The organism is Cellulosimicrobium protaetiae (assembly GCF_009708005.2).
Classification (GTDB): Bacteria; Actinomycetota; Actinomycetes; order Actinomycetales; family Cellulomonadaceae; genus Cellulosimicrobium; species Cellulosimicrobium protaetiae.
Genome location: NZ_CP052757.1, coordinates 2,348,251 through 2,373,421, shown reverse-complemented (window position 1 = coordinate 2,373,421; position 25,171 = coordinate 2,348,251). Strand labels below are relative to the sequence as shown.

The 25,171-nt window shown below is 72.5% G+C and carries 27 protein-coding genes and 2 tRNA genes; 14 read left to right on the top strand and 15 right to left on the bottom strand.

What is annotated here, in order from left to right:
* The first annotated feature begins 73 nt into the window (after positions 1-73).
* The 4 genes from FIC82_RS10010 (at position 74) to FIC82_RS09995 (ending at position 3,828) form a co-directional block, all read left to right on the top strand.
* On the top strand, positions 74-1,069 hold the full coding sequence (locus FIC82_RS10010; RefSeq protein ID WP_168731703.1) for an ACP S-malonyltransferase: 996 nt from the start codon (positions 74-76) through the stop codon (positions 1,067-1,069).
* A complete protein-coding gene (locus FIC82_RS10005) occupies positions 1,066-2,073 on the top strand; it encodes a beta-ketoacyl-ACP synthase III (protein ID WP_168731702.1) in 1,008 nt (335 codons plus the stop codon). The genes FIC82_RS10010 and FIC82_RS10005 overlap by 4 nt, the downstream gene beginning before the upstream one ends.
* Before the next feature lie 165 nt (positions 2,074-2,238).
* The gene (locus FIC82_RS10000; RefSeq protein WP_154798450.1) at positions 2,239-2,487 is read left to right on the top strand and encodes an acyl carrier protein; all 249 of its coding nucleotides are present in this window, start codon (positions 2,239-2,241) and stop codon (positions 2,485-2,487) included.
* 96 nt (positions 2,488-2,583) lie between these two features.
* A complete protein-coding gene (locus FIC82_RS09995) occupies positions 2,584-3,828 on the top strand; it encodes a beta-ketoacyl-[acyl-carrier-protein] synthase family protein (protein ID WP_154798449.1) in 1,245 nt (414 codons plus the stop codon).
* A 136-nt stretch (positions 3,829-3,964) separates the two neighbouring features.
* On the opposite strand, the gene FIC82_RS09990 is transcribed toward FIC82_RS09995, so the two are convergent.
* The 3 genes from FIC82_RS09990 to FIC82_RS09980 form a co-directional block, all read right to left on the bottom strand.
* Complete coding sequence (locus FIC82_RS09990) at positions 3,965-4,465, bottom strand: DUF3145 domain-containing protein (RefSeq protein ID WP_154798448.1); 501 nt, start codon at positions 4,463-4,465, stop codon at positions 3,965-3,967.
* 171 nt (positions 4,466-4,636) lie between these two features.
* Entirely contained in the window at positions 4,637-5,122 is a 486-nt protein-coding gene (def, locus tag FIC82_RS09985; RefSeq protein ID WP_047233027.1) for a peptide deformylase, read from the bottom strand.
* Between the two features lie 68 nt (positions 5,123-5,190).
* Positions 5,191-5,997, bottom strand: a complete 807-nt coding sequence (locus FIC82_RS09980) for a DUF1206 domain-containing protein (protein ID WP_253691019.1) — start codon at positions 5,995-5,997, stop codon at positions 5,191-5,193.
* A gap of 141 nt (positions 5,998-6,138) precedes the next feature.
* Here FIC82_RS09980 and FIC82_RS09975 point away from each other — a divergent pair, with 141 nt between their 5' ends.
* Positions 6,139-7,251 (top strand): acyltransferase family protein, encoded by a 1,113-nt coding sequence (locus FIC82_RS09975; RefSeq protein ID WP_154798447.1) that lies wholly within the window; start codon positions 6,139-6,141, stop codon positions 7,249-7,251.
* Here FIC82_RS09975 and FIC82_RS09970 read toward each other — a convergent pair.
* Positions 7,224-7,583: a DUF488 domain-containing protein gene (locus FIC82_RS09970; protein WP_154798446.1), complete on the bottom strand. Its 360-nt coding sequence runs from the start codon at positions 7,581-7,583 to the stop codon at positions 7,224-7,226. The genes FIC82_RS09975 and FIC82_RS09970 overlap by 28 nt on opposite strands.
* A gap of 59 nt (positions 7,584-7,642) precedes the next feature.
* Positions 7,643-7,719 (bottom strand) — tRNA-Ile (locus FIC82_RS09965).
* A 59-nt stretch (positions 7,720-7,778) separates the two neighbouring features.
* On the opposite strand from FIC82_RS09965, the gene FIC82_RS09960 reads away from it, so the two are divergent.
* The 5 genes from FIC82_RS09960 to FIC82_RS09940 all read left to right on the top strand — a co-directional run bounded on the left by FIC82_RS09960 (position 7,779) and on the right by FIC82_RS09940 (position 10,216).
* Entirely contained in the window at positions 7,779-8,294 is a 516-nt protein-coding gene (locus FIC82_RS09960; RefSeq protein WP_168731701.1) for a hypothetical protein, read from the top strand.
* A 55-nt stretch (positions 8,295-8,349) separates the two neighbouring features.
* Positions 8,350-8,422 (top strand) — tRNA-Asn (locus tag FIC82_RS09955).
* 178 nt (positions 8,423-8,600) lie between these two features.
* Positions 8,601-8,816: a hypothetical protein gene (locus FIC82_RS09950; protein WP_154798445.1), complete on the top strand. Its 216-nt coding sequence runs from the start codon at positions 8,601-8,603 to the stop codon at positions 8,814-8,816.
* A 77-nt stretch (positions 8,817-8,893) separates the two neighbouring features.
* Complete coding sequence (locus FIC82_RS09945) at positions 8,894-9,412, top strand: hypothetical protein (RefSeq protein ID WP_154798444.1); 519 nt, start codon at positions 8,894-8,896, stop codon at positions 9,410-9,412.
* Positions 9,413-9,607: 195 nt separating this feature from the next.
* The gene (locus tag FIC82_RS09940) at positions 9,608-10,216 is read left to right on the top strand and encodes a hypothetical protein (RefSeq protein WP_154798443.1); all 609 of its coding nucleotides are present in this window, start codon (positions 9,608-9,610) and stop codon (positions 10,214-10,216) included.
* Positions 10,217-10,610: 394 nt separating this feature from the next.
* Here FIC82_RS09940 and FIC82_RS09935 read toward each other — a convergent pair whose 3' ends face one another.
* The 3 genes from FIC82_RS09935 to FIC82_RS09925 form a co-directional block, all read right to left on the bottom strand.
* Positions 10,611-10,883 carry a hypothetical protein gene (locus tag FIC82_RS09935; protein WP_154798442.1) on the bottom strand — a complete coding sequence of 91 codons (273 nt, stop codon included), beginning with the start codon at positions 10,881-10,883 and terminating at the stop codon, positions 10,611-10,613.
* 219 nt (positions 10,884-11,102) lie between these two features.
* The gene (locus tag FIC82_RS09930) at positions 11,103-11,285 is read right to left on the bottom strand and encodes a hypothetical protein (RefSeq protein WP_168731700.1); all 183 of its coding nucleotides are present in this window, start codon (positions 11,283-11,285) and stop codon (positions 11,103-11,105) included.
* A gap of 89 nt (positions 11,286-11,374) precedes the next feature.
* Positions 11,375-11,908 (bottom strand): hypothetical protein, encoded by a 534-nt coding sequence (locus tag FIC82_RS09925; RefSeq protein WP_154798441.1) that lies wholly within the window; start codon positions 11,906-11,908, stop codon positions 11,375-11,377.
* A gap of 151 nt (positions 11,909-12,059) precedes the next feature.
* Here FIC82_RS09925 and FIC82_RS09920 point away from each other — a divergent pair, with 151 nt between their 5' ends.
* Together FIC82_RS09920 and FIC82_RS09915 are read left to right on the top strand one after the other, a co-directional pair.
* Positions 12,060-12,845 (top strand): hypothetical protein, encoded by a 786-nt coding sequence (locus FIC82_RS09920; RefSeq protein ID WP_154798440.1) that lies wholly within the window; start codon positions 12,060-12,062, stop codon positions 12,843-12,845.
* Positions 12,846-12,992: 147 nt separating this feature from the next.
* On the top strand, positions 12,993-14,459 hold the full coding sequence (locus FIC82_RS09915) for an MDR family MFS transporter (RefSeq protein ID WP_472843487.1): 1,467 nt from the start codon (positions 12,993-12,995) through the stop codon (positions 14,457-14,459).
* A gap of 13 nt (positions 14,460-14,472) precedes the next feature.
* Here FIC82_RS09915 and dnaG read toward each other — a convergent pair whose 3' ends face one another.
* Positions 14,473-16,419, bottom strand: a complete 1,947-nt coding sequence (gene dnaG, locus FIC82_RS09910) for a DNA primase (protein ID WP_168731699.1) — start codon at positions 16,417-16,419, stop codon at positions 14,473-14,475.
* A 56-nt stretch (positions 16,420-16,475) separates the two neighbouring features.
* Positions 16,476-17,369 carry an AraC family transcriptional regulator gene (locus FIC82_RS09905; protein WP_154798439.1) on the bottom strand — a complete coding sequence of 298 codons (894 nt, stop codon included), beginning with the start codon at positions 17,367-17,369 and terminating at the stop codon, positions 16,476-16,478.
* A 121-nt stretch (positions 17,370-17,490) separates the two neighbouring features.
* Between FIC82_RS09905 and FIC82_RS09900 the strand changes: the two genes are divergently transcribed.
* Positions 17,491-17,943, top strand: coding sequence for a VOC family protein (locus tag FIC82_RS09900; RefSeq protein WP_168731698.1), 453 nt, complete (start codon positions 17,491-17,493; stop codon positions 17,941-17,943).
* A gap of 36 nt (positions 17,944-17,979) precedes the next feature.
* Here the strand turns inward: FIC82_RS09900 and FIC82_RS09895 are convergent, their stop codons facing one another.
* Both FIC82_RS09895 and FIC82_RS09890 read right to left on the bottom strand, forming a co-directional pair.
* Positions 17,980-19,272 carry a deoxyguanosinetriphosphate triphosphohydrolase gene (locus FIC82_RS09895; RefSeq protein WP_253691786.1) on the bottom strand — a complete coding sequence of 431 codons (1,293 nt, stop codon included), beginning with the start codon at positions 19,270-19,272 and terminating at the stop codon, positions 17,980-17,982.
* Positions 19,273-19,334: 62 nt separating this feature from the next.
* Entirely contained in the window at positions 19,335-20,096 is a 762-nt protein-coding gene (locus tag FIC82_RS09890; protein WP_168731696.1) for a metallophosphoesterase family protein, read from the bottom strand.
* 125 nt (positions 20,097-20,221) lie between these two features.
* Between FIC82_RS09890 and FIC82_RS09885 the strand changes: the two genes are divergently transcribed.
* Positions 20,222-20,653 carry a hypothetical protein gene (locus FIC82_RS09885; RefSeq protein ID WP_154798436.1) on the top strand — a complete coding sequence of 144 codons (432 nt, stop codon included), beginning with the start codon at positions 20,222-20,224 and terminating at the stop codon, positions 20,651-20,653.
* A gap of 46 nt (positions 20,654-20,699) precedes the next feature.
* On the opposite strand, the gene FIC82_RS09880 is transcribed toward FIC82_RS09885, so the two are convergent.
* From FIC82_RS09880 to FIC82_RS09870, 3 genes are read right to left on the bottom strand one after another with little or no spacing between them, the layout of a single operon-like run.
* Positions 20,700-22,541, bottom strand: a complete 1,842-nt coding sequence (locus FIC82_RS09880; protein ID WP_168731695.1) for a glycoside hydrolase family 13 protein — start codon at positions 22,539-22,541, stop codon at positions 20,700-20,702.
* Between the two features lie 5 nt (positions 22,542-22,546).
* Entirely contained in the window at positions 22,547-23,464 is a 918-nt protein-coding gene (locus tag FIC82_RS09875) for a sugar ABC transporter permease (protein ID WP_154798435.1), read from the bottom strand.
* A gap of 1 nt (position 23,465) precedes the next feature.
* Positions 23,466-25,103 (bottom strand): ABC transporter permease subunit, encoded by a 1,638-nt coding sequence (locus FIC82_RS09870; protein WP_154798434.1) that lies wholly within the window; start codon positions 25,101-25,103, stop codon positions 23,466-23,468.
* Positions 25,104-25,171: the final 68 nt, after the last annotated feature.

The window sequence follows — 25,171 nt, the reverse complement described above, 5'->3', positions numbered from 1 at the left end:
GCACAACCACCCTCGGCAAGGTTGGTGCGGGTCGTGACGTGGCGCGCGAGCCCTCGGTTGGCACAGTTGACGGGTGCTCGCCGTCTTGTGCCCTGGACAGGGCTCCCAGTCCCCCGGAATGCTCGCCCCCTGGCTCGACCTGCCCGGCGTCGCCGACCAGGTCGCCGCGTTCGGCGAGGCCGCGAGCCTCGACCTGCGGTCGCACGGGACGGAGTCCGACGCCGACACGATCCGAGACACCGCGGTCGCCCAGCCGCTCATCGTCGCGTCGTCTCTGGTCGCCCTGCGGGCCATCCTCGACGGTCGCAGCACCGCGGACGTCGTCGACGTGACCGCGGGCCACTCGGTCGGCGAGCTCGCCGCCGCCGCGGTCGCGGGTGCCCTGACCGACGTCGGCGCCGTGGGGCTCGTCGCGCACCGGGCGCGCGCCATGGCCGCGGCCGCCGCCGCGACGCCCACGGGCATGAGCGCGGTCGTCGGGGGCGACCCGGAGGAGGTGCTCGCGGCGATCGAGGCCGCGCACCTGTGGCCCGCCAACGTCAACGGCGGCGGACAGGTCGTCGCCGCGGGGGCGCTCGACCACCTCGCGGCCCTCGCCGAGAACCCGCCCGCCAAGGCGCGCGTCATCCCGCTCCAGGTCGCCGGCGCGTTCCACACGCCGTTCATGCAGCCCGCGCTCGAGGCGTTCGAGCCCGTGGCCGCGTCGTGGGACGTCACCGACCCGCGCCTGCCGTTCCTCTCGAACGCCGACGGCGAGCCGTACGCGACGATCGACATCGAGGGCAGCGAGTTCGGCAAGGCGCGCGACGTCGTGCGCCGCCTCACCGCGCAGATCGCCGCGCCCGTGCGCTGGGACCTGTGCCAGGAGACGCTCGCCGAGCTCGGTGTCACCGCGATCCTCGAGCTCGCCCCCGGCGGCGTCCTCACGGGGCTCGCGCGGCGCACGCTCAAGGGCGTGGAGTCGGTGGCCGTGAAGTCGCCCGACGACGTCGAGGCGGCCCGCGACCTCATCGCCCGCCACTCCGTCGCCGGGGGCGCGTCCACCGGTACGGACGGGGACGACGCGTGAGCGGCGCGACGCTGCGCCAGGCCACCGGCCCGGCGCACTCGCGGATCCTCGCGATCGGTGGTGTGCGAGGCGAGAACGTCGTCACGAACGACGACATCGCCGGTCCGATCGACTCGTCGGACGAGTGGATCCGTCAGCGCACCGGGATCGTGACCCGCCGCCGCGCCGGGGCGGACGTCGACGTGCTCGACCTTTCGGAGGCGGCGGCGCGCGACGCGCTCGACCGCGCGGGGCTGCAGGGCGCGGACATCGACGCCGTCATCGTCTCCACCGTCACGTACTTCCACCAGACGCCCGCGGCCGCCGCGGTGCTCGCCGAGCGCATCGGCGCCACGCCCGCCGCCGCGTTCGACGTCTCCGCCGCGTGCGCCGGGTACGCGTACGCGATCGCGCAGGCCGACGCGCTGGTGCGCGCGGGGATCGCGACGCACGTGCTCGTCGTCGGCGCCGAGAAGATGAGCGACTTCATCGACCCGACGGACCGGTCGATCTCGTTCCTCCTCGGCGACGGCGCTGGCGCGGCGATCGTCGGGCCGTCCGACACCCCGGGCATCGGCCCCACGGTGTGGGGCTCCGACGGCGGCAAGGCCCAGGCGATCCGCCAGACGCACGCCTGGTCGGACCTGCGCGAGGACCCGTCGCTCGGCTGGCCGACGCTGCGCCAGGACGGGCAGAGCGTGTTCAAGTGGGCGGCGTTCCAGATGGCGCCCGTCGCGGCCAAGGCCATGGCCGAGGCCGGGGTCGCCCCCGGCGACATCGGCGCGTTCGTGCCGCACCAGGCGAACATGCGCATCATCGACCAGATGATCAAGCAGCTCCAGCTCCCCGACACGGTCGCGGTCGCCCGCGACATCGCGGAGACCGGCAACACGTCGGCCGCCTCGATCCCGCTCGCGACCCGCCGCCTGCTCGACGAGGGCCAGGTCCGCTCCGGCGACCTCGCGCTCCAGATCGGCTTCGGCGCCGGGCTCGTCTACGCGGCGCAGGTGGTCGTCCTGCCGTAGGGGAGAATCACCCTGGACGGACGGCCGCCCTCCCCCTGCGGGAGGCCCCACGCCGTCGGCGGACCCGTCCGTCGCACGTACCGTCTATCGCTGTACCGCCCGGGACACCCACCGGGCAACCGCCACCGGGACCGGTCGCCGCCGGCCCCACGACAAGGAGAAACCATGGCTTACACCGAGCAGGAAGTCCTCGCCGGCCTCGCGGAGATCGTCGCCGAGGAGACGGGTCTGCCGACCGACGCCGTCGCGCTCGAGAAGTCCTTCACCGACGACCTCGACATCGACTCGCTGTCGATGATGACGATCGTCACGCACGCCGAGGACAAGTTCGGGGTCCGCATCCCGGACGACGAGGTCAAGAACCTCGCGACGGTCGGCGACGCCGTGTCCTTCATCACGGGCGCCCAGGCCTGAGCACGCCCCGCCTGCCTCGCAGGCCTGCGGGCGGGTCGGCGTCACCCGCGCCGGCCCGCCCGTCCTCCCGCCCCAGAACCCCACCCGAGGAGCACCATGTCCGCCGCTACTGAAGTCGTCGTCACCGGCCTCGGCGCCACCACGCCGCTCGGCGGCGACGTGCCCTCGACCTGGGCCGCGGCGCTCGCCGGCGAGTCCGGCGCACGCACCCTCGAGAACGACTGGGCGGAGCGCTACGAGATCCCGGTGACGTTCGCCGCGACCCTCAAGGTGGACCCCGCCGAGGTCCTGGCGCGACCCGAGATCAAGCGCATGGACCCCTCGACGCAGTACGCCATCATCGCGGCGCGCGAGGCGTGGGCCGACGCGGGCAGCCCCGAGGTCGACGGCGACCGGCTCGGCACCGTCGTGTCGTCCGGGATCGGCGGTATCTGGACCACGCTCGACGGCTGGGACACGCTGCGCGAGCGCGGCGCGCGCCGCATGCTGCCGATGACCGTGCCCATGCTCATGCCCAACTCCCCCACCGCGTACGTGTCGCTCGAGCTCGGCGCCCGCGCCGGAGCCCACGCGCTCGTCTCGGCCTGCGCGTCCGGCGCCGAGGCGATCGGCTACGGCGTCGACATGATCCGCGCGGGCCGCGCGGACATCGTCGTCGCGGGCGGGACCGAGGCGACGATCCACCCCATGCCGATCGCGGCCTTCGCCGCGTCGCGCACGCTCTCGCTGCGCAACGACGACCCGCAGGGCGCCTCACGCCCCTACGACGTCGACCGCGACGGCTTCGTCATCGGCGAGGGCTCGGGCGTCGTCGTCCTGGAGAGCGCCGAGCACGCCGCCGCGCGCGGCGCCCGCGTGTACGCGCGGCTAGCCGGCGTCGGCCTGTCCGCGGACGCGTACCACATCACGTCCCCGGACCCGGACGGCCGCGGGCAGGTCGCCGCGATGCGCCGGGCGATCGAGGAGGCCGGGGTGACGGGCCGCGACGTCGTGCACGTCAACGCGCACGCGACCTCGACCAAGGTGGGCGACCTCACCGAGACCCGGTCGATCCGCTCTCTCCTGGGCTCCGACACCGACCACGTGCTCCTCTCGGCCACCAAGTCGATGACCGGTCACCTCCTCGGCGGCGCGGGCGCTCTCGAGTCGATCTTCACGATCAAGGCGGTCGCCGAGCGCATCGCTCCCCCGACGATCAACGTCGCGAACCCGGACCCCGAGCTCCAGGTCCCGCTCGTGCGCGACACCCCGGCCCCGCTGCCCGCGGGCGACATCGTCGCGGTGAACAACTCGTTCGGCTTCGGCGGCCACAACGTGGCCCTCGCGGTCGCGAGCGTCTGACCGCGGCGCAGCACCACCCATGACGGCGAAGGCCGCCTCCTCGTACGAGGAGGCGGCCTTCGTGCCGCTCGCGGCCGACCCGGGTCGGCCGTGCCGGTGAGGCGCAGGGGCTGGGCCGCGCCGTCGGACCGCCCGGTCAGCCGACCCGGTGCAGCCAGCGCACGGGTGCGCCGGCCCCGGCGTAGCGGAACGGCTCGAGCTCGTCGTCCCACGCCTTGCCGAGCGCGAGGTGCAGCGCGTCGCGCATGGCCCACGGCTCGCTCACCTGGTCCAGGGCGGCGCGGATGCGGTCCTCGGGGACGACGATGTTGCCGTGCACGTCGGTCTGGGCGTAGAAGATGCCGAGGTCAGGGGTGTGGGACCAGCGGCCGCCGTCGACGCCGTGGCTGGGCTCCTCGGTCACCTCGTAGCGCAGGTGGGACCAGCCGCGCAGCGCGGAGGCGAGCTTGGCGCCCGTCCCCTGCGGGCCCTGCCAGGAGTGCTCGGCCCGGTAGAGGCCGCGCGCGGCGGGCTGCTCGGTCCAGTCGAGCGAGACGCGCACACCGAGGACGTTGCCCGCGGCCCACTCCATGTGCGGGCACAGAGCACGGGGTGCTGAGTGCACGTAAAGAACACCGCGGGTGATGGCACCGGCCATGTCTGCCTCCCTAGGTCGAGGTTGCGTCTTCCCCAACGTCCTCACCGAGGGTGGTGTCACAGCACGTCACAGGTACGTCGCGGCGTGTCTCGTGCCCATCTTGCACGACATCGCGCGTTCGCGCGAGAGATTCGCCGGGCGCGCCCGGCCGCGGTCGGACGACGCGCGTCGTCACAGGTGGGCGCGCAGCTCCCGCATCGCCTTCTTGCGCACGGAGCGGTCGAGACGGTCGAGGTAGAGCATGCCGTCCAGGTGGTCGCACTCGTGCTGGAGGCAGCGGGCCATGAGCTCGGTGCCCTCGACGACGACCTCGTTGCCGTCGAGGTCCGTCCCCACGACGCGCGCGTACCAGGCGCGGCGCGTCGGGTACCAGAGGTTGGGGACCGAGAGGCAGCCCTCGTCGCCGTCCTGGTAGTCGTCGGAGAGCTCGACGATGCGCGGGTTGAGCACGTACCCGATCTCGTCGTCGATGTTCCAGGAGAACGCCCGGAGGTTGACGCCGATCTGGTTGGCGGCGAGGCCCGCGCGTCCCTCGTGGTCGACGGTCTCGACGAGGTCTGCCACGAGCGAGCGCACGCGGTCGTCGATGGTGGTGATCTCGTCGCAGGGGGTGCGGAGCACGGGGTCCGGGATGGTCCGGATCTCTCTCATCGCCATGGCCGCCATTCTTCCATGCGCGCGAGGGCAGGCGGCCGGCTCCCTGGCCGGCGCGCCTGCCCACCGCGTCACATGCGGGCGTACCGGGCGCGGGCGAAGGAGTAGAGCCCGTACGCGGCGAACCCGAGCCCGATCGCGACGAGCAGCACCGCGCCGAACGGCTGGGCGGCGAGGGTCGCGAACGCGGCGTCGAGCCCGCCCGCCTGCTCCGGGTCGTGCTGCACGGCGGCCACGACGAAGAGCGCGCCGAGCACCCCGAGCGCGACGCCCTTGGCGACGTAGCCCACCCGGCCCAGCGTCACGACGGCGCGCCCCACGTGACCGCCCGTGCCGCCCTTCAGGTCCTCGAGGAACTTCTTCCGCCAGCCCTTGACCACGTGGTAGACGCCGGCGGCGACGATCCCGACGCCGACGGCACCCACGAGGAGCACACCGCCCGGCTTCTGCATGAGGGTCGCCGTCATGCCCTCCTCCTGGCCGGAGCCACCCGCGGACCCGTTCACGACCTGCACGGCGAGCACGCCGAGCGCGAGGTACAGGACCGCCTTGCCGGCGGCCTTGAGCCGGTCGGACGTCTCGGCCGCACCGCTCAGCGCCACCGTGAGCTGCCACAGCGCGAGCGCGGCGAACGCCACGACCGCGAACCAGAGCAGGACGGTCCCGCCCGGCGTCTGCGCGATGGCGGTGAGCGCGCCGGTCTGGTCCGCCTGCTCGCTCGACGTCGATCCGGTCGCCACCTGCACGGCGAGGACCCCGACGACGAGGTGGAGCAGACCGCTGACGGCGTATCCCGCGCGGGCCAGCAGCTCGAGCGTCCTGCTGCCTCGTGCTCCTCGTGCTGCCGCCTTGCCGGTCGAGCTGATGCTCGGTGCCACAGGACCTCCTCGGGTCGTCGAGACGCCGCCCCCAGCGTCGCCGGGTTCTCCGGCCCGGACACGGTGGCAGCCCTGCGCCCCGCACGCACGCCGAACGGCACCCCCAGGTCGACCAGATCACGGTTTGGTAACGTGCCCCGGATGCCCTCGACGACCCCGCGCCTCGCCGTCCTCGACGGACTCCGGTTCGCCGCCGCAGCAGCGGTGCTCGTCTACCACTTCGTCGCCGTCAACCACCACGCGTGGGGCGAGCGGACGAGCGACTCCCTGCCCGGCGCGCAGGGCGTCGCCGCCTACGGCTCGTTCGGCGTCCAGCTCTTCTTCGTGGTCAGCGGCTTCGTCATCCTCATGACGGCGTGGGGTCGCGACGTGCGCGGCTTCGTCGCCTCGCGCGCCGGTCGGCTGTTCCCTGCCTACTGGGCCGCCGTGATCCTCACGCTCGTCCTGCTCGTCCTCGTGATCCCGGGCCGGCGCGACGTCGACCTCCCGCAGGCGGCGGCCAACCTCACCATGGTCCAGCGCGCGTTCGGGATACCCGACCTCGAGGCCGTCTACTGGACGCTCTGGTCGGAGCTGCGGTTCTACGTCCTCGTCGGGCTCCTCGTCGCGGTCGGGCTCACCCGGGCCCGGGTGGTGGCGTTCGTCGTGCTGTGGCCCGTCGCGGGCGCGATCGCCACCCAGACCGGCTCCGAGCTCGTCGCGACGGTGCTCGTCGCGCCCGACGCACCGCTCTTCGCCGGCGGGATGGTGCTCTACCTGCTCACCCGGGACCGCCGCTCGCCCGTCCTCTGGCTCGCGCTCGCCCTCGACGTCGTGCTCGCGGCCGCCGTCTCGGGCCGGATCCAGGCTGCCCGCGTCGAGAACAGCACCGACGTCGTCGTCTCCCCCGCCGTCTGGTGGGTCGCGATCGTCCTCTGCTTCGCCGTCGTCGCGGCCGCGACCCTCACCCCGCTCGCCCGGATCTCCTGGGGCTGGCTCACCGCGCTCGGCGCCCTGACGTACCCGCTCTACCTCGTGCACTCGTCGTGGGGGCGCTGGGTGATCGAGTCCGTGCACCCGTACCTGTCGCGCGCGGCGACGCTCGCCGTGGCCGCCGTCGCGTGCCTCGCGCTCGCGTGGGCGATCCACCGTGCGGTCGAGCGCCCGCTCGGCCCACGCCTGCGCCGTGCGCTCGACCGCGACCTGCGGCGCGACCCGGGACCACCGGGCCGGCGGGCCCTCGCTCGTCAGGACGAGGCGGTCGCGGCCAGGTAGTCGCGCAGCACGACCGCCTGGTTGTGCTGCTCGTCCTTCGCCCCGAACAGGAGCGTCACGACGGGATGCCGCCCGACGACGGCCCGCAGCTCTCCCACCGCCTCGCCGTTCGCGTCGAGCTCGGCCCGGTACCGCTCGGCGAAGTCGTCGAACAGCCTCTCCTCGTGGTGGAACCAGCGGCGCAGCTCCGTGGACGGCGCGACCTCCTTGAGCCAGAGGTCCACGCGCGCCTTCTCCTTGGTCTCGCCGCGCGGCCACAGCCGGTCGACGAGCACGCGGAACCCGTCACCCTCGTCGGCCGGCTCGTAGACGCGCTTGATCCGGATCGTCATGTCGTCATGACACCCGTGCGACGGGCACACCGCATCCGCAGCGCCGACCGTCGTCCGGTTGGTGCCCCGTGCAGGACTTGAACCCGCGACCGAGAGATTATGAGTCTCCTGCTCTGACCAGCTGAGCTAACGGGGCGCGCGGGCGAGCATACCGCTCGTCCGGTACGCGGAGCCGGAGCCGCTACGGTGGGGGACGTGTCCTGGTTCCGCCGTCCCAGCCTGCCCGACTCCGTGCGCCGCGCTCTCGACGTCCCGGCGGACGACCGCGTGCTCGCCTCGGCCGAGCTGACCGACGGCTCGTGGGCCGTCGCGACACGCACCGAGCTCCTCACGAGCGACGCCGCGGGCGGGACGGTCGCGCGACGCCCGTGGTCGGACGTGGACCGGGCGGGGTACGCGCCCGAGACAGCGGCGATCACGGTCTCGTGGGTCGACGGCGCGGCTCCCCTGGTCCTGCGGCTCGCCGACCCGCGCCGGTCGTCGCTCGCCCAGACGCTGCGCGAACGCGTCCAGTCGTCGGTCGTGCTCTCGGAGACCGTGACGTTCGCCGCAGGGCTCACCGCCCGGGTCGCCGTGCGCCGGGACGGCGACGGCGAGCTCTTCTCGCAGGTCGTCGCCGACCCGGGCGTCGACCTCGACGACCCGGAGGTCGCGGGCCGCGTCGACGCGGCGGAGGGCCGGGTCCGCTCGGCGTCCGGACTACCCCTCTGAGCCTGCTAGAGTTTTCCCCGGCCGCCACGGTGAAGACCGCGGAAGCCACGAACGATCCCGCGTAGCTCAGCTGGCAGAGCATCCGACTGTTAATCGGACGGTCGTAGGTTCAAGTCCTACCGCGGGAGCACGTAGAGAAGGCCCCTGACCTGGGAAGTAACCCGGGTCAGGGGCCTTTCGCGTTGCGCATGGCAACGTGTTGGCAACTGGCCTCCCCCAGAGCCCGACCGCAGACAGGTCGGGCCAGGCAGCGGCGGCAACCGCGAACCTGGCCCTCGGTCGGGCACCTAGTGAGAGGTGCAGACCGTGAGGCACAACCCTACCGATCCCCGGTGCTCGTGCGGAGCACCCGCGGACGGGACGCTCATCCTCAGCTCGCCGGCGCTCGGTCTCGTGATCGAGTCGTCGTGCATGTCGTGCGGCACTGACGCCCTCGGCACGGCCAGGTGCGACGTGAAGTGGACGCCGGGGATCACGCCCGTCGTGACAACGCACCTGACGTACCCGGAGCGCGTCCAGTGAGCGCCGCGACGTTCGCGCCCGGGACACGCGTCCGACGTACCGACAACGGGCGCACGGGGACGGTCGACTACACGGCCGTGGAGACGGACCTGCTCGCGGAGTACCCAGGCATGGTCCCGGTCTCGTGGGACGGCGACGACGCATGGCTGAAATCCCCTCACGTGCTCGACATCATCGAGCACCTTCCCGTGGCCGACGCGCCGCAGCAGCCTGAGATCACCGCCAACGACGGCGGCACCAACGAGAGGAGCACCACCATGTCCAGCACCACCACCGCACCTTCGATCGGCGTTCCTCGCCCCGCGTGGGCCACCACCGACAACGGGTGGTCCTCCGACGGCGGCGACGGCTGGAACCGCATCGTCTCGCACCGCATCGGCTGGCCGGACGGCGGCGGCATCGAGATCGAGCAGTTCCAGGCAATGGACCGCGCCGGCAACGTCACGTCGGACCCGATCGGGATTCAGATCGACCTGTACAACGAGACGCTCGGCGGCGAGGCAAGCGGCGACGCTGCCGCGGACGCACGCGAGTTCGCCGCGTTTCTCGTCCAGGCCGCGGAGCTCGTCGAGAAGTCGTCTCGCCTCGCTGCATGACCAGCCAGCAGCTCGACCTCTGAGCCTCGCCAAGGGTGTGCACACTATGCCCCCCTTGGCGGGACTGAGCGGTCGATGGGGTCCATAGTGCGGACCCCATCTGCTCTCCACAACGGCGCTCCTGCCCCTCAGCCGTGAACCGATGGGGTCCGGTGGCACAGTCCGCGGAACCGGCCGCGGCACCCTCGCCTCGTAGTGCACGACGTCGCCAGGGTCCACGCGAAGCTCGCTCCCGACACCGGGGCGGGCTACTGGTCGTGGCCGGTTCCGAGTCCGGGCATTGGATCGGGGGTTGTTTGGGGAGGGGTCCGGCTCCGGGAGAGAGCCGCCCGCAGGGCGTCCACTAGGTTCTGCGTCATGGATGTTCAATTGGTCGTTGCTGTCATAGCAGCCCTCGCCAGCATCGCCGCCGCCCTTGTCTCGTGGAATTCGCAACGCCGGGCGACCGCTGGGGCTAGAGCCATCGCCAGCGTCAACCACCGCGTGGCCGCACTCGACCGCGAGGAGGAACGACTACGTGCCGACTTTGTCGCGTTCCTCGACGCGGTCGGCTCCGTGCAAGAACTCCATGACATCGGGCGCGTGCTCGGCACAGGAGAAATCCTCGCCGCGAACCCTCGATGCACCCGTGAGCTCAGGGAGGCAGTCATGGACATCCGAGAGTGGGCTAATTCCAAGTACAACCCCCGGGCCGCGGCCTCTGGCACACAGGCAGATTCACGGTTCGATGAAGCTCGGGTCGCCTTCCAAGATGCAGTCGAGGAGATTCAGCGCGACCGCGCGGAGGTGCTGGCTGAGCAGTGACCGGATCCAGTGAACGGAACAAGCGCATAGCATCGGGCGACCGGTCAAGGGGCGGGTCACCGCGGGCTCCTTCTCGGAGTTCCAGCAGGTCCGGTCTAGTCCAGCGCCATCCCACATCCGGGGCACCGGATGAGAGCCATCCGCGCATCGGTGGCACTTACTCGATGCCCTTCGGGGCAGCGAACTGCAACGCGATGGGCGTCCTCCGGCCAGGCGCTGATGTGGTCGATCGCGCCCACAGCGGGGCCACCACACGTCGGGCAGTCCACTTCGACGGTGTACTCCACAAGGCGATCGTCCCACCGCCTGCCTCCCAGTGCCAGCGCCTCGCTGGCAATTTCACCCCGCATCCAATGAAACAAAGGCCCCACCGCCGAAGCGGTGGGGCCTTTGTTCAATCCTCGAGACCGCGTAGGTCCAGTTGGAGCGGAGCGACCGACTTGCGGCGCGGCACCGGACTCCCGCGCTCGTCGAGTTGGCGGATGATATCCGCCGGCGAACCCGGAGCCAGGTCCCCCTCGGGCCCATCGTCGATCGCCACCAACGCGCGAACGTCAGCGCGGTCGCGCGCCTGATGTCCGTCCCGCGTCACGATGATCTCGACCTCGCGGGCGTCACACATCTCACTGTCGCAATAGACCTGCAAGCGCCCGTCGTCGTCGGGCATGTCACCCCAGGAAAGGACCGCCGTCGACTGCCCGCAGAACGGGCAGGTCGTCTTGGCATCCTTTCCCTGCGTTCGCAACCATGGGACGCTACCGGCGTCCCACCCCTGTGTCGTAGCCATGGTTGGACCATAGCCACTAAGGAGCCGCTGTCAGCCGCCCGTCGCAGACTTCACCCCATGGGCACCCCTTGACGACACCCGCGCCCGTCGGCCGCGCGGTCACCAGCGCATTGGTGGCCGCCGCGGGATCGTGCGGAACACGTCCTCGACGCGCAGCCAGACAATGAGCTCGTGGTGGTTGTACGGCGGCGTCGGCGGCTTGATCGCGCGCGCTGGCAGGAGCTCCTCGTGCGTCTCCCAGAGCAAGCGCACGATCACGGGCAGGTCGCCAGACGGCTTCACGGACGAGCGCGGTGGGTCGTCGTAGTTCAGCGGGCGCCGCTCGGACCACGGGCCGTCCTCGAGCGGATCGGGGCGAGGGGCGGCCGGGCCTACTCGACGGTGAACACGGAGTCCATGCCACGGTCCGGGTGATAGGACCAGGAGACAGTGACGTTGTCCCACGACTCCGTCTGCCGGCCATCCATCGATGTCGTCTGCTCCATGTGCGACGTAACCGAACTAGGCGTGTCCAGCGCCCCGACGATGCAGAACAGGTCTTCCGACGACGCCCCCTCGAAGTCGTCGTCGCCCTTGTGGTCCACGGTCAGGGTGCGGCCAGCGTCCCCCACCCGGATCCCCGGCTCACCGTCGTTCACTCCGCACGTGGCCATCGCGTCTTTGAGGACCGACTGCTGAGCCTCCTCGGCTGCTGCAGCGGCGTCCGCCTGTGCTTGCTCGTCGGCAGCCTGCTGCGCCGACGTCACTCCGAGTGTCCCGACCACACCGATGGCGACGCCGACCACACCGGTGACGACTGGCAGCACCCAACCCGGGCGCCGTGCGGGCGTGGGAACTGGTGAACCCTCGGGCTCAGCGATGCCCTCAGCAGGCGGGGGCGGCGCAGGTACTGGCTGCTCGTGCATGGGTTCTCCTGAGATCCGGTGTTGCTGGCCACAACGTAGTGCTCTGGCCGTGACGGGAAAGAGGGTGCGTCGGGTGAAATCGGGACGGTCGTGCCGGTCCCGTTCTGAAACCACCCCAGAGGTTGTATCGGCCGGAGGCTAAATTGCGTGCATGGACGCGGCTCTGATTCCTGATCACTTGGTGCGTGTGCTGCGCTACGTCGATCTCATCGATCGAGGTGGTGGCGTCCTGTCCGACCACGACATCGACGCCTTCGCATCGTCACCTCCGCCCAGCGCGACGATCTCGATGTCTTCGACTGAGTACCTGCGAACGAGGCTTGGGTTCATGCTTGACCGCGGAACGGCTCAGTACATGCAGGACGTCGGCTGGCTCAACCACAGCATCACCTCGCCCCGACTCACGTCGGCCGGAAGGGCAATCGTCAAGGTTCTCGCCGTGCCAGATGCAGAGCCGGACCAAGACGGGGAGAGCGTGACGGTGCTCTCACCGGACGACGCCCTGAACCTGTTCAGCCTCACAGGCGCGATCGCAGAGGCACGTTCCGGGATGCTGGCCGACCCTTACTTTCAGGACCAACTCGTTCCATGGCTGATGAGCTCCACGTCCATCAAGAGGCTCCTACTGTGCCGCAAACCGAAGGACCGAGCACTCCTCGAGCTCGGTGCCGGCGCGGCCCTGCAGGACGGGCGGGATCTAGAGATCCGGTGCCTACCCCCAACCGCGTTCCACGATCGCTACCTTCTCGCCGAGGACGACTCCGTTTCGATGATCGGCGCGTCACTGAATGGTCTGCACAAGTACTTCACCGTCATCGTCCCGGTACCCGAGCCTGGCGCGGCAGCAGTCCGTGAGTACCTTGAGGAGAAGTGGGAATCCGCCGAGGTGATCGAGCCGAAGACCAGCCTCTCTGCGCCTACGGAACCTACTCCGTAGGTACGCCTCCCATCGGTCGCGTGGCCCCCGGGGGGTGGGGGGTGGCCCCCTCGGCCAGGGGGGTTCGCTGTCCCGGGGTTAGCGAAATCGCGAGCGTTGCATCTCGTTCCGTTGCACCAGGTCAGTCCGCATCCCACCCCCGTTCCGTTGCAGACCGTGACTGCCCCCGCCGGGATCGGCCTGCGCTCGGAGCGCGGCCCCGTCCTCCTCGCCCTCATGCTGTCCACGGCCCTCGTCGCGCTCGACGCGACGATCATCGCGACGGCGTCGGCGACGATCGCGCGCGAGCTCGGCGGGTTCGAGCAGCTCCCCTGGCTGTTCTCGAGCTACCTGCTCGCGCAGGCGGTCGGGACGCCGGTCTTCGGCAGGCTGTCCGACGTCCTCGGCCGCAAGCGCCTCGTGCTGGCGGGGGTCGCCCTCTTCTTCCTCGGGTCGGTGCTGTGCGGGTTCGCGTGGTCGATGCCCGCTCTCGTCGCCGGGCGCGTGCTCCAGGGCCTCGGAGCCGGTGCGGTCATGCCTGTCTCGCAGACGATCGCCGCGGACATCTACACCCTCGAGGAGCGCGCGAAGGCTCAGGGCTACCTCGCGTCGGTGTGGGCGATCTCGTCCGTCGTCGGTCCCACGCTGGGCGGCGGGTTCTCCGAGTTCGTGAGCTGGCGCTGGATCTTCTTCGTCAACGTGCCGCTGTGCGCGCTGGCCGCGTGGATGCTGCACCGCCGGTACCACGAGACACCGCGCGAGGGTGCCCGCGAGCCGATCGACTACCTCGGCGCCCTCCTCCTCACGGGCGGGAGCACGCTGCTCCTCCTGGGCCTCCTCGAGGGCGGATCGACGTGGGCGTGGTCCTCCCCCGCTTCGGTCGCCGTCCTGGGTGCCGCGCTCCTCCTGCTCGGCATCTTCGCCGTGCACGCGCGCCGCACGCGCTACCCCGTGGTCGACCTCGCGATCCTGCGCCGGCGAGTCGTCGGCGTCTCGACGGCGGTCTCGCTCCTCGTCGGCGTGATCGTCCTCGCGCTGTCCACGTACGTGCCGATCTACGCGCAGGGCGTCCTCGGCGTCGGTCCGCTCGTCGCGGGCTTCGCGCTCGCGGCGATGACGGTCGGCTGGCCGGTCTCGGCCTCGAACGCCGGGCGCCTCTACCTGCGGATCGGCTTCCGCTGGACCGCCGTCATCGGTTCCACGCTCGTCCTCGCGGGAACGGCGCTCACGCTGCTGCTCGGCGCGTCGTCGCCCGTCGTGGCGGTCGCCGCGACGACGTTCGTCGTCGGTGTCGGGATGGGGCTCACGGCCGTCCCGACGCTCATCGCCGCGCAGTCGTCGGCGGCGTTCACGGAGCGCGGCGCGGTGACGGGGACCAACATGTTCGCGCGGTCGCTCGGCTCGGCCGTCGGCGTCGCGGTCTGCGGCGCGATCGTCAACGCCCGCACGACGCTCGGCCCCGACGGCACGCCCGAGGGTCCGGGCCTCATGGCCGCGGTCCACGTGGTGTTCGTCCTGCTCACCGCGAGCGCCGCCGTCCTCGTGATCCTCGCAGCCCTCATGCCGCCGGACCGCCAGGCCGCGCGCGACCGCCGGGCGGCGACGGCCGCCGCGACCGCGGACGCGACGACCTGACCTCGCGGACGGCTCAGGCGATCTCGCCCTCGCGCAGAGTCCGGCGCTCGGCCTCGACGGCGAGGAGCGCGGCGAACGCCTCCTGGTAGGCGGCGAGGTCCGCGGCGGGGTCGAGGCGCTGGAGGCGGCTCTTCGCGTCGGCGACGCGGCGGGTGAGCCCGAGGTCGACGAGGCCGCGCACGACCCCGGCGACGTAGCCTCCGACGACGTTCTCCCGGTCCTCCGGCAGGGGTGCGACGGCGAGCTCGGTCACGAGGCCGCGCACCGGCTCGGCGGCCTGCTCGACGACGGCCTCGACCCAGTGCCCGGCGCCGAGCGTCGCGCCCTCGCGCACCCCGCCCGCGGCGCGGATCGCGGCGTGGACGGCGCGCCACGCCGGGACGGCGAACGCGTCCTCGCCGAGGTCGTCGAACACGGGCGGCACGTGCTGGGGGTACTGCAGGACCGCGACGAGCGCGAGGCGCTCGCGGCGCGCCACCGGGTCGCGGGGGTCGGGCGTGGGGAGCGCAGGGACCGTGGGCTCGGGCTCGGTGCCCTCGCCGCCCGGGCGCGAGGCGTCGGGCCTGGACGACCGGACCGGCCCGGGAGCGCTGCCCCGCTTGGCAGCCGCGGCGACCTCGCGCCGGACGCGCTCGGCGTCCATGCCGATCCAGCCCGCGAGCATGCGGGCGTACTCGGGGCGCAGCGCGGCGTCGCGGATCCCCGCGACGACGGGGGCGGCGGCGCGCAGCGCGCCGACGCGACCCTCCGCGGTGTCGAGGTCGAACGTCGCGAGGGTCGTGCGGATGACGAACTCGAAGAGGGGCTGGCGCCCGTCGACGAGCGCGCGCACGGCGTCGGGGCCGCGCGCCATGCGCAGCTCGCACGGGTCCATGCCGCTCGGCTCGACGGCCACGAAGGTCTGGGCGTAGAAGCGCTGGTCCTCGCCGAACGCGCGGACGGCGGCCTTCTGCCCGGCGGCGTCGCCGTCGAACGTGAACACGACCTCGCCCCCGACGGACGCGCCCGACGCGAGCTGCATGCCGCCTCCGGCCGTCGTGTCGCCGAGGAGGCGGCGCACGATGCGCGCGTGGTCGGAGCCGAACGCCGTGCCGCACGTCGCGACGGCGGTCGTCACGCCGGACAGGTGCGCCGCCATGACGTCGGTGTACCCCTCGACGACGACGACGCGCTTCTGCTTGGCGATCTCGCGCTTGGCGAGGTCGATGCCGTAGAGGACGTGGGACTTCTTGTAGAGCGAGGTCTCCGGGGTGTTGAGGTACTTGGGCCCCTGGTCCTCGTCGTAGAGGCGGCGCGCGCCGAACCCGACGATCTCGCCCGTGACGTCGCGGATGGGCCACACGAGACGTCCGCGGAACCGGTCGTAGATGCCGCGCTGGCCCTGGCTCATGAGCCCGGACGCGACGAGCTCGGGCTGGGTGAAGCCGCGCCCCTGGAGGTGCCGCTGCAGGTTGTCCCAGCCGGTGGGCGCGTACCCGACGCCGAAGTGCTCGGCGTCGGCGCGGTCGAAGCTGCGCTCGGCGAGGAACGCGCGGGCCGCCTGCGCGCCGGACGCGAAGAGCTGCTCGGAGAAGTACTGCGCGGCGACGCGGTGCGCCTCGAGCAGCCGCTGGCGCCGCCCCGGCTCCTCGCGCGGGCGCTGGGGTCCGCCCGAGTCCTCGTAGCGGAGCTGGATCCCGACGCGGTCGGCGAGGTACTCGACGGCCTCGACGAACGTCAGGCCGTCGATCTTCTGCACGAACGAGATGACGTCGCCGCCCTCGCCGCACCCGAAGCAGTGCCAGCGCCCCACCCCGGGACGCACGTGGAACGACGGCGACCGCTCGTCGTGGAAGGGGCACAGACCCTTGAGCGAGCCGACGCCCGCGGTCTTGAGGGTGACGTGCGCGGAGACGATCTCGTCGATCCGTGCGCGGTCGCGGACGGCTTCCACGTCCTCGCGTCGAATCAGGCCTGCCACGGAGCGAGTCTATGCGCCCGGGCGGTGCCCCGGGGATGGCTCGACGGCGCCGTCGGTCACCCCCGGGCCGGCCCCGACGCCGCCGGGACGAGCGCGGCGCGCGACGCGGCGCAGCGTCGCGCGTAGGCGCCGGGCGTGGCCCCGGTCGCTCGGGCGAAGTCGGTGCCGAGGTGCGCCTGGTCGTAGTAGCCGACGGCGGTCGCGAGCGCCGCGAGGTCCTGGTCGGGGTCGGCCGCGAGCAGGTCGGCGGCGAGGTGCACGCGGTGGCGCTGCAGGGCCCACTTGGGGCTCACGCCGACGTACGCGGCGAAGAGGCGCTGGAGCGAGCGCGACGACGTCCCGACGACCGCCGCGAGGTCGCCGACGCCTGCACCTGGTCCGAGCTCGCCGCCCACGAGGGCCGCGAACACGCGCCCGACGCGGTCGAGGTCGCGCTCGGCACGGACGGTCCGGGCGCGCTCGGCCCGAGAGCGCAGGAGCGGCTCGACGGCGCGCGCCGCGTCCTCGTCCCGGCCCGAACGGGCGAGGCCGAGCGCGGTCGCCCCGGTGCGCTCCGCCGTCGGGCCGAGGAACGCGGCGGCGAGGACCTGCGCCCCCGGGCGCACGGCGTCCGGGTGCCCGAGCAGCACCCGGAACGCGCCGGGCCGCAGCTTGGTGCCGACGACGGCGCCGGAGCCGGTCAAGGTGCGCTCGAACAGACCCGGCGGGATGCCGTGCGCGACGTAGCCCGACTCCTCGGCGACCACGTTCGCGACGGGGTGGGGCACCAGGACCTGCGTGAACGACTGCCCCGGCGGCAGGTCCCAGCGCACGACCCAGTGCCGCTCGACGAGGTCCGCGAGGTCCGGCGTCGGCTCGACACGCACGAGCTCGAACCCGCGCCGCGCGGCGGCGGGGTCGACGATCCCCCGCAGGGACGTCGTCGGGCTGCGCCGGGACTCCGATCGCACGTCCGCACGATCCTCGGGTTCGAACACCTGTCGCATTCCTCCAAGACTGGCACGGCCCGCCGACACGAGCATGGTGGGACGGCCCGCACCCCGCGTGGCCGACCACGACGAGGAGGACACCATGGAGATGTCGGCACTGCACCCCAACGTCACGGTGAGCGGAGCACGCGAGGCGATCGCGTTCTACGAGGCCGCGCTCGGCGCGGAGGTGGTCGACACCATCACGGCAGGCGACGCCGTCATCCACTCCGACCTGCGCCTCGTCTCCCCCGCTGGGACGAGCACGTTCACCGTCGCGGAGGCGTTCCCGCCGGACTCGGTCGCGCCGGAGCCCGGTGCGCCGACGCACGCGTCGTTCACGGTCCCCGTCGAGGACACGGACGCCGCGCACGCGCGGGCGCTCGCGGCCGGAGCGACGAGCCTCGCCGAACCCGCCGACTGGTTCGAGGGGTTCCGCCAGGCCGCCGTCCGCGACCCGTTCGGGCACCGCTGGTACTTCACGACGGTTGCCGGCTCGGTGACGGCCGAGGACGTCCAGCGCGCGAGCGACGCCTGGGTCGCCGAGCGCGGCTGACCCCGCCCGGCCCGACGGCGGTTGCCCGCCGGCCGCTCAGGCCGGCGGGCGCACGAGGCGCGCGTGGAACTGCATCGCGGAGACGTCCGTGAGGGACGCGACCTGGTCGACGACGACGCGCAGCCGGGCCGCGTCGTCGGGCGCGGCCTCCCAGTCCGCGGCGAACGACGGCTCGAGCGCGACGGGCGCGCGGTCGGAGAAGACGTGCACGAGGTCGGCGATGACCTCGCGCTGGCGCTGGTAGAGCGGCTCCTGCTCGCGCGGCGCCATGACGTAGGCGACCGCGACACCCTTGAGCACGAGGATCTCCGCCACCGTCTCGTCCGGCACGACGAGCCGCGCGGCGTACCGGGTGAGCGGCCCGTCCCCGTAGAGGGCGCGCGTCGCGTCCTGCGCCGCCCCCGTGAACCGGCCGATGAGCTGGCTCGTCGCGTCCTTGAGCGCGGCGAGCGCGCGGCGCGACCCGTCGAACCCGGAGACCAGGTGCCCGGTGCCCTGCAGCCGCGTGATCGCGGCGTCGAGCGCCGCCTCGTCGTACGCGGTGCCGTACCAGGAGTGGACCGCGCGCACGACACGCGCGCGCTCGTCGGGGTCGGCCAGCACCGCGAGCTCGATGCGCCCGCCCACGATCGCGTCCTCGACGTCGTGCACCGAGTACGACACGTCGTCCGCGAGGTCCATGACCTGCGCCTCGAGGCACTTCACCTGGCTCGGCGCGCCCGCGCGCAGCCAGTCGAACACGGGTCGGTCGTCCTCGTAGACGCCGAACTTGTGCGTCGGGCGGCCGTCCGCGCGCAGCGGCGCCTCGCCCGCGCCCCACGGGTACTTGACGCTCGCGTCGAGGCTCGCGCGCGTGAGGTTGAGCCCGTACGACCGCCCGTCCGCGTCCACGACCTTGGGGTCGAGCCGCGTGAGGAGCCGCAGGGTCTGCGCGTTGCCCTCGAACCCGCCGACGTCGACCGCGAGGTCAGCGAGCGCCCGCTCCCCGTTGTGCCCGAACGGCGGGTGCCCGAGGTCGTGCGCGAGGCACGCCGTGTCGACGATGTCCGGGTCGCAGCCGAGCGCCTTGCCGATCTCGCGGCCCACCTGCGCGACCTCGAGCGTGTGCGTGAGTCGGGTGCGCACGAAGTCGTCGCTGCCCGGACCGAGCACCTGCGTCTTGGCGCCGAGCCGACGCAGCGCGGAGGAGTGCACGATGCGCGCACGGTCGCGCTCGAACGGCGTGCGCGCGCGGGACTTGGCGGACTCGACGAACCATCGCTCGGTGTCGGCGTCGGTGTACGACGCCGTGCCCTCCTCGCCGCGCGCCGGGCGCGGCCCCGTCCCCACGACCGCGGGGTCGAACGCCTCCTGCTCGAACGTCTGCACGGGCCCCAGCGTAACGACGCCGGTCAGGGCGTGGCGGGAGCCGGGTCCGCGAGGCCGCGGTAGACGCCGGTCCGCAGCTCGCCCGCCCACGCGTCGGCTTCGGGCATGCCGAGGTCGTACGCGACGGCGATCTCCGCCTCGGCGTCGTACGGCACGCGCACGTGCTGGATCGCGAAGGGCGCCGGGTCGGGCGAGCCCGGGACGCCTTCGAGGATCGCGTAGACGGGCGTCGGCTCGTCGAGCGGGTTCCCGACGCTGCCGACGTTGGCGAGGGTCCGCCCTCGGGACGTCTCGACGTACGCGTCGTGTGTGTCGCCGTAGACGACGACGGTCGGCTCGGGGCCGGCGCCGGTGAGCGCCGTCGCCGCGAACATGCCGTCGAGCTCCGCCGGGGAGTGGTCGCGGAAGACCTTGACGTGCACGGACGCGGCCGAGGCGTGCAGGAGGCGGACCCGGCGGCCGCTGAGCAGCAGGTCGTGGCTCAGCGGGAGCGTGCCGAACCAGTCGCGCTGGTCCGCGCGCAGCTCGTCCCGCCACCAGACGTGCTCGGGGACCCCGTCGTCGGGGGTCCGGGGCAGGAAGTCCTCCCAGTTGCCCCGGACGGTGACCGCGCACGCGTCGCGGCACCGGTCGACGACCGCCTGCCCCCGAGGACCCTTGCCGACCATGTCCCCGAGGTTGAGGATCGTCGTCACGCCCCGGGTCCGTGCGTCGGCGAGCACCGCCTCCAGCGCGGACAGGTTGCCGTGCACGTCCGAGAGGATCGCGATGCGCTCGACGGTCACGTCGCGATCCTGCCACGGCCGCACCGCGCCGAGAAGGGAGTCCTTGCCCCGAGTCCGGCGCGTTCGGGGCAAGAGATCTCCCTTCTCGGCAGCGGGGTGCCGGGCGGGGGCGTAGCCTCGCGCACATGGGTGCAACGCACGCGCTCGAGCTCCGGGCCATCACCGTCGACGGCCTGGTCGAGGTCGTCCCGTACGTCGACGGCCGCTCGCTCGTGGACGTCGTGCGACGGCACGAGCAAGCATGCGGCTACTCCCCTGCGGGGGCGTACGGCGGGCTGGTCCCGGAGTTCTTCCGGTACGGGGACGCCGCGCACCAGTGGTACGGACGCGGACGGACCCCGGCGGGCGGGCACGCGTGGGTCCTCGCGTGCGACTGCCACGAGGCGGGGTGCTGGCCGTTCGAGGTGACGGTCGCCGCCGACGCGACGACCGTCGTCTGGCGCGACCTCACCCAGCCCTTCCGGCCCGAGTGGGACTACTCCGCGCTCGGCGCGTTCACGTTCGACCGCGCGCAGTACGACGACGCCGTGCGCCAGGTCGCGCACCTCTTCGACTGACCGCGCCGGGCCGGGCCGCGCGCAGACGTCCGCCAGGACGGGCGGGTCAGCCCAGGCGCCACACCCCGACCGCCGGGCCGTCCCCCGCGAGCCGCGCGCCGCCGTCGTGCCGGGCGAGGTCCAGCGTGCCGTGCAGCCGCTCGACGTCGCCCGACCCCACGAGCGCCGGGTGCAGCGTGACGCCGTCCCACGGCGCGCGGGCGAGCGCGACGAGCACGCGCTCCTCGGGCGTCTCCCGCAGGTAGACGAGGGCGTCGTCGTCCACGTGCACCCAACGCAGGCCGCCGTGCCGCAGCGCGTCCGCGCCGCGCCGGACGGCGATCAGGTCGCGGTACAGGTCGAACGTCGCGGCGTCCCAGCGACCCGAACCCGTCGACGCGTCGTCCCACGGCATGGTCGCGCGCCCGTGCTCGCCGTTGAGGCCCCTGAGCCCCACCTCGTCGCCCGCGAAGATCACGGGCGTGCCCGGATAGGTGAGCAGGAGGGTCGCCGCGACCTCGACCATCTCGCGCGAGCCGACGATCGAGCGCAGGCGCGGGGTGTCGTGCGAGCCGAGCATGTTCCACTGCGACGCCGTGACGCGCCACGGCAGCACGGCGTCGAACTCGCGCATCGTCGCGACGACGTCGCGGCCGCCGCGCCGCGGCGTGCGCACCGGGAGGCCGAGGTAGGGCACCGGTGAGTCCGCGGGCGACAGCCACGTCCAGGCCGGGCGTGTGAACGCCGAGTAGTTCATGTTCGCGTGCCAGCCGTCGCCCGCGAGGTCGCCCGAGGCGTCGTGGAAGTGCTCCGCGACGAGCGCCGCGTCCGGCTTCGCGGCCCGCATGGTCGCGCGCAGGCGCCGCGCGACCTCGAGCGTGCGGTCCTCGGCGCCGAAGCGGCCGGTCATGTTCGCGACGTCGATGCGCCACCCGTCGAGCCCGAACGGTTCGCCCAGGTAGCGCCCGACGACGGAGCCCGGCCCGTCGATCATGCGCGCCCCGAGCTCGGCCGAGCCGTACGACAGCTTGGGCAGCGACGCGTGCTCGAGCCAGCCGACGTACCCGGGCTCGCCGTCGGTCCAGTAGTAGAAGTCGCGCTCCGGCGCGCCAGGGTCCGCGAGCGCCCGGCCGAACCACTCGTGCCCGGCGCCCGTGTGGTTCGTCGTGAGGTCGCCCATGACGCGCAGGCCGCGCGCGTGCGCGGCGCGGATCAGCGACGCGTAGGCGGCGTCGCCGCCGAGCAGCGGGTCGACGTGGTCGAACGTGCTCGCGTCGTAGCGGTGGTTGGAGCGCCCGGGGAAGACGGGCGTCGTGTAGAGGGTCGTGACACCGAGCGCCACCAGGTGGTCGAGCCGCTCCTCGACGCCCGCGAGGTCGCCCCCGTAGAACTGCGTCCCGACGTCGGGCCCCGCGCCGTGCGGCTCGTCGCCCCACGCCGCGGGGACGGCCCACTCCGGGAGCGGGCGCCCGTCGGCCGCGGCCGACCGGGCGAACCGGTCGGGGAAGACCTGGTAGACGACGCCGTCGCGCATCCACGCGGGCGCGCCCTCGTGGACGGTGAGGCGGAAGTCCGCGGCGTCGGGCACGTCGCGGTCCCACACACCGCGGCCGTTGAGCCAGCGGTAGCCGCGCTCGCCCTCGTCGAGGAAGAACCGGTACCCCGTCTCGGGGTTGTGCACGAGCACCTCGGCGACGTACCAGTCCTCGTGCTCGTCCGAGCGGTCGAGCCGCGCGGGCGCGAGCCGCGGCTCGCCGTCGCGCACGGTGCGCAGCCAGACGTCGCGCACGCCCGCGGCACGGGGGACGCGCACACGGACAGGGACCGTGTCCCCGAGGGCGGGCACGCCCTCGGGGACGTACGATGCCGAGCCGTCGTGGTGCGGGGTGGGGGCGGCGACGTCGTGCACGCGCCTCAGCCCTTCACGGAGCCGGCCGTCAGGCCGCCCACGATGTACTTCTGCAGGTAGAGGAACAGCGCGAGCACGGGCAGCGCGGAGATCACGGCGCCGGCCGTGAACAGGCCCCAGTTCGCCTCCTTGAGCGACGACACCCAGCCGTAGAGACCGACCGCGAGCGTCCAGTTGCGCTCCGACGTCAGGACGATGCGCGCGATGATGAACTCGCCGAACGTGCTGATGAACGACAGCAGCGCGACGACCGCGAGGATCGGCGCCACCAGGCGCAGGATGATCGTCCAGTAGATCTGCGAGTGCGTGGCCCCGTCGATCTTGGCGGCCTCGTCGAGCTCGCGCGGGACCGTGTTGAAGAACCCGTACATGAGGAACGTGTTCACGCCGAGCGCGCCGCCCAGGTAGACGGCGATGAGGGCGATCTTGCTGTTCAGGCCGAGGATCGGGACGACGTTCCCGAGCCCGATGAGCAGCAGGAAGATCGCCACGAACGCGAGCATCTGCGGGAACATCTGGACGATGAGCAGCGACGTGAGGCCCATGCGGCGCCCGGCGAACCGGAAGCGCGAGAAGGCGTAGGCGGCGGCCGCGCCCATGAGGACCGTGCCGACGGACGTCGCGATCGCGATGACGAGGGTGTTGCCCATCCACGTCCAGAACATCGTGGTGCCGAGCTCGGCGTAGTTCGCGCCGCTCACGTCCGAGAAGAGCGTGTTGGAGCCGGTGAGCGTCCCGTTCTCCGACAGCGAGGCCGAGAGGACGTACACGAGCGGGAAGGCCGCGTAGACGACGGCGATCACGCCGACGACGTGCCGCCAGCCGAGCTCGGAGAACCAGCGGCCCGGCTTCATCCGGTTCCGCGAGGTCACGGACGGGGCGGGACGACCGCCGACGACGGGGGGTGCCTGGGTGGTCGCCATGTCAGCTGATCTCCTCGAACTTGCGCGTGCTGCGGAAGGCGATGGCCGAGATCGTCCCCACGATGACGAAGATGACGATCGACAGGGCGCTCGCGAGCCCGAAGTCCTTCTGCGCCGACCCGTCGACGCCGGAGATCGAGTACACCATCGAGATGAGGATGTCCGTGTGCCCCAGCGGGACCGACGCGTCCGCGAAGCGTGGACCGCCTCCCGTGAGCATGTAGATGAGCGTGAAGTTGTTGAAGTTGAAGGCGAACGACGAGATGAGCAGCGGCGCGGTCGCGATGAGCAGGAGCGGCAGCGTGATCGCCCGCCACGTCCGCCAGCGCCCGGCGCCGTCGATCTTGGCCGCCTCCATGACGTCCCCGGGCAGCGACTGCAGCGCGCCCGTGCAGATGAGGAACATGTAGGGGAAGCCGAGCCACAGGTTCACGCCGAGCACCGAGAGCTTCGCGAGCCACGGGTCGGTGAGCCACGGGATGTGCGCGCCCCCGAGGATCACCTCGTTGACGAACCCGAACCGGGTGTTGAGCAGGCCGGACCACAGCAGCGCGGCGAGGAACCCGGGGATCGCGTACGGCAGGATCATGAGCGTGCGGTACACCTTGCGCCCGCGCATCCGCGTGTCGTTGAAGACGATCGCGAGGAACAGGCCGAGCAGGAACGTCGTGACGACGGACCCGACCGCGAAGACGAACGTCCACACGAGGATCTTGACGAACGGCTGCGCGTAGCGGGCGTCGGAGAACGCGGTGACGAAGTTGTCGAACCCGACGGGCACGCGCCACCCGACCGCGAGGGTCGACCCGTCGGGCGCCTCGAACTGGCCCTCGTCGTTCGGCGTGTACACGGTGCCGGTCGTCGTGTCGGTCATGGTGTCCGCGGCGGCGTCCCACTCGAGCGCCGACGTGTAGACGTAGCCGGTCCGGGCGTCCGTCGTGCGGATCGACCCGTCCTCGGGGTCGTCGGAGACGGGGACGCGGAGCTCGGTGACCTCGGCCTGGCGCTGGAGCACCTGGTCACGGGGCAGCACCGTGAAGCCGGGGATCTCGACGGCCCGGCCGTCCGTGACGGTCGCGCCGTCCACGACGGCGAGCGGCCGGTCGGCCGTGCCCGCCTCGACGTCGCCGTCCTCGGTGACGACCGCGAAGCCGAGCGCGTCTCCGTCCTCGACCACGGTCAGGGTCGACGACGGGGACCCCTCGACGCGCCGCTCGTTCTGGATGAGCAGCGCGGAGACCGCCTGCTCCTTCGTCGAGTTGTGGCCCGTGCCGTAGTTGGTGAACGCCACGTAGCCCGTGTACCCGACGACGAAGATCTGGTAGACGAGGAGGAAGAGCAGCCCCGGGAGGATGTACTTGAGGGGCAGGGCGCGCTTCGAGAAGTACACCCAGTTGGCGACGACGAGCATCGCCAGGGTCGCCGCGAGGATCCCGTACGAGCCCGCGGTCCACGCGGACCAGACCACGTACACGCCGAGCGCGTCGACGACGGCCATGAGCGCGAGCTTGACGAAGAAGCCGGGGCTGTAGTCCCGCGCGTGCGAGGCGTCCGCCGCGCGCAGCCCTCGCCGCGGCGGCGGCCCGTCGGTTCCGAGAGCGCCGACTTCCGCGTCGGTCGTGGTCTGTGGGGCGGACATCCTGGTGCCTCCGAGGTCGTGACGCGGTTCGTCCCGCGTCGTCCCGTGTGTCGTCGTGCCGTGTCGCG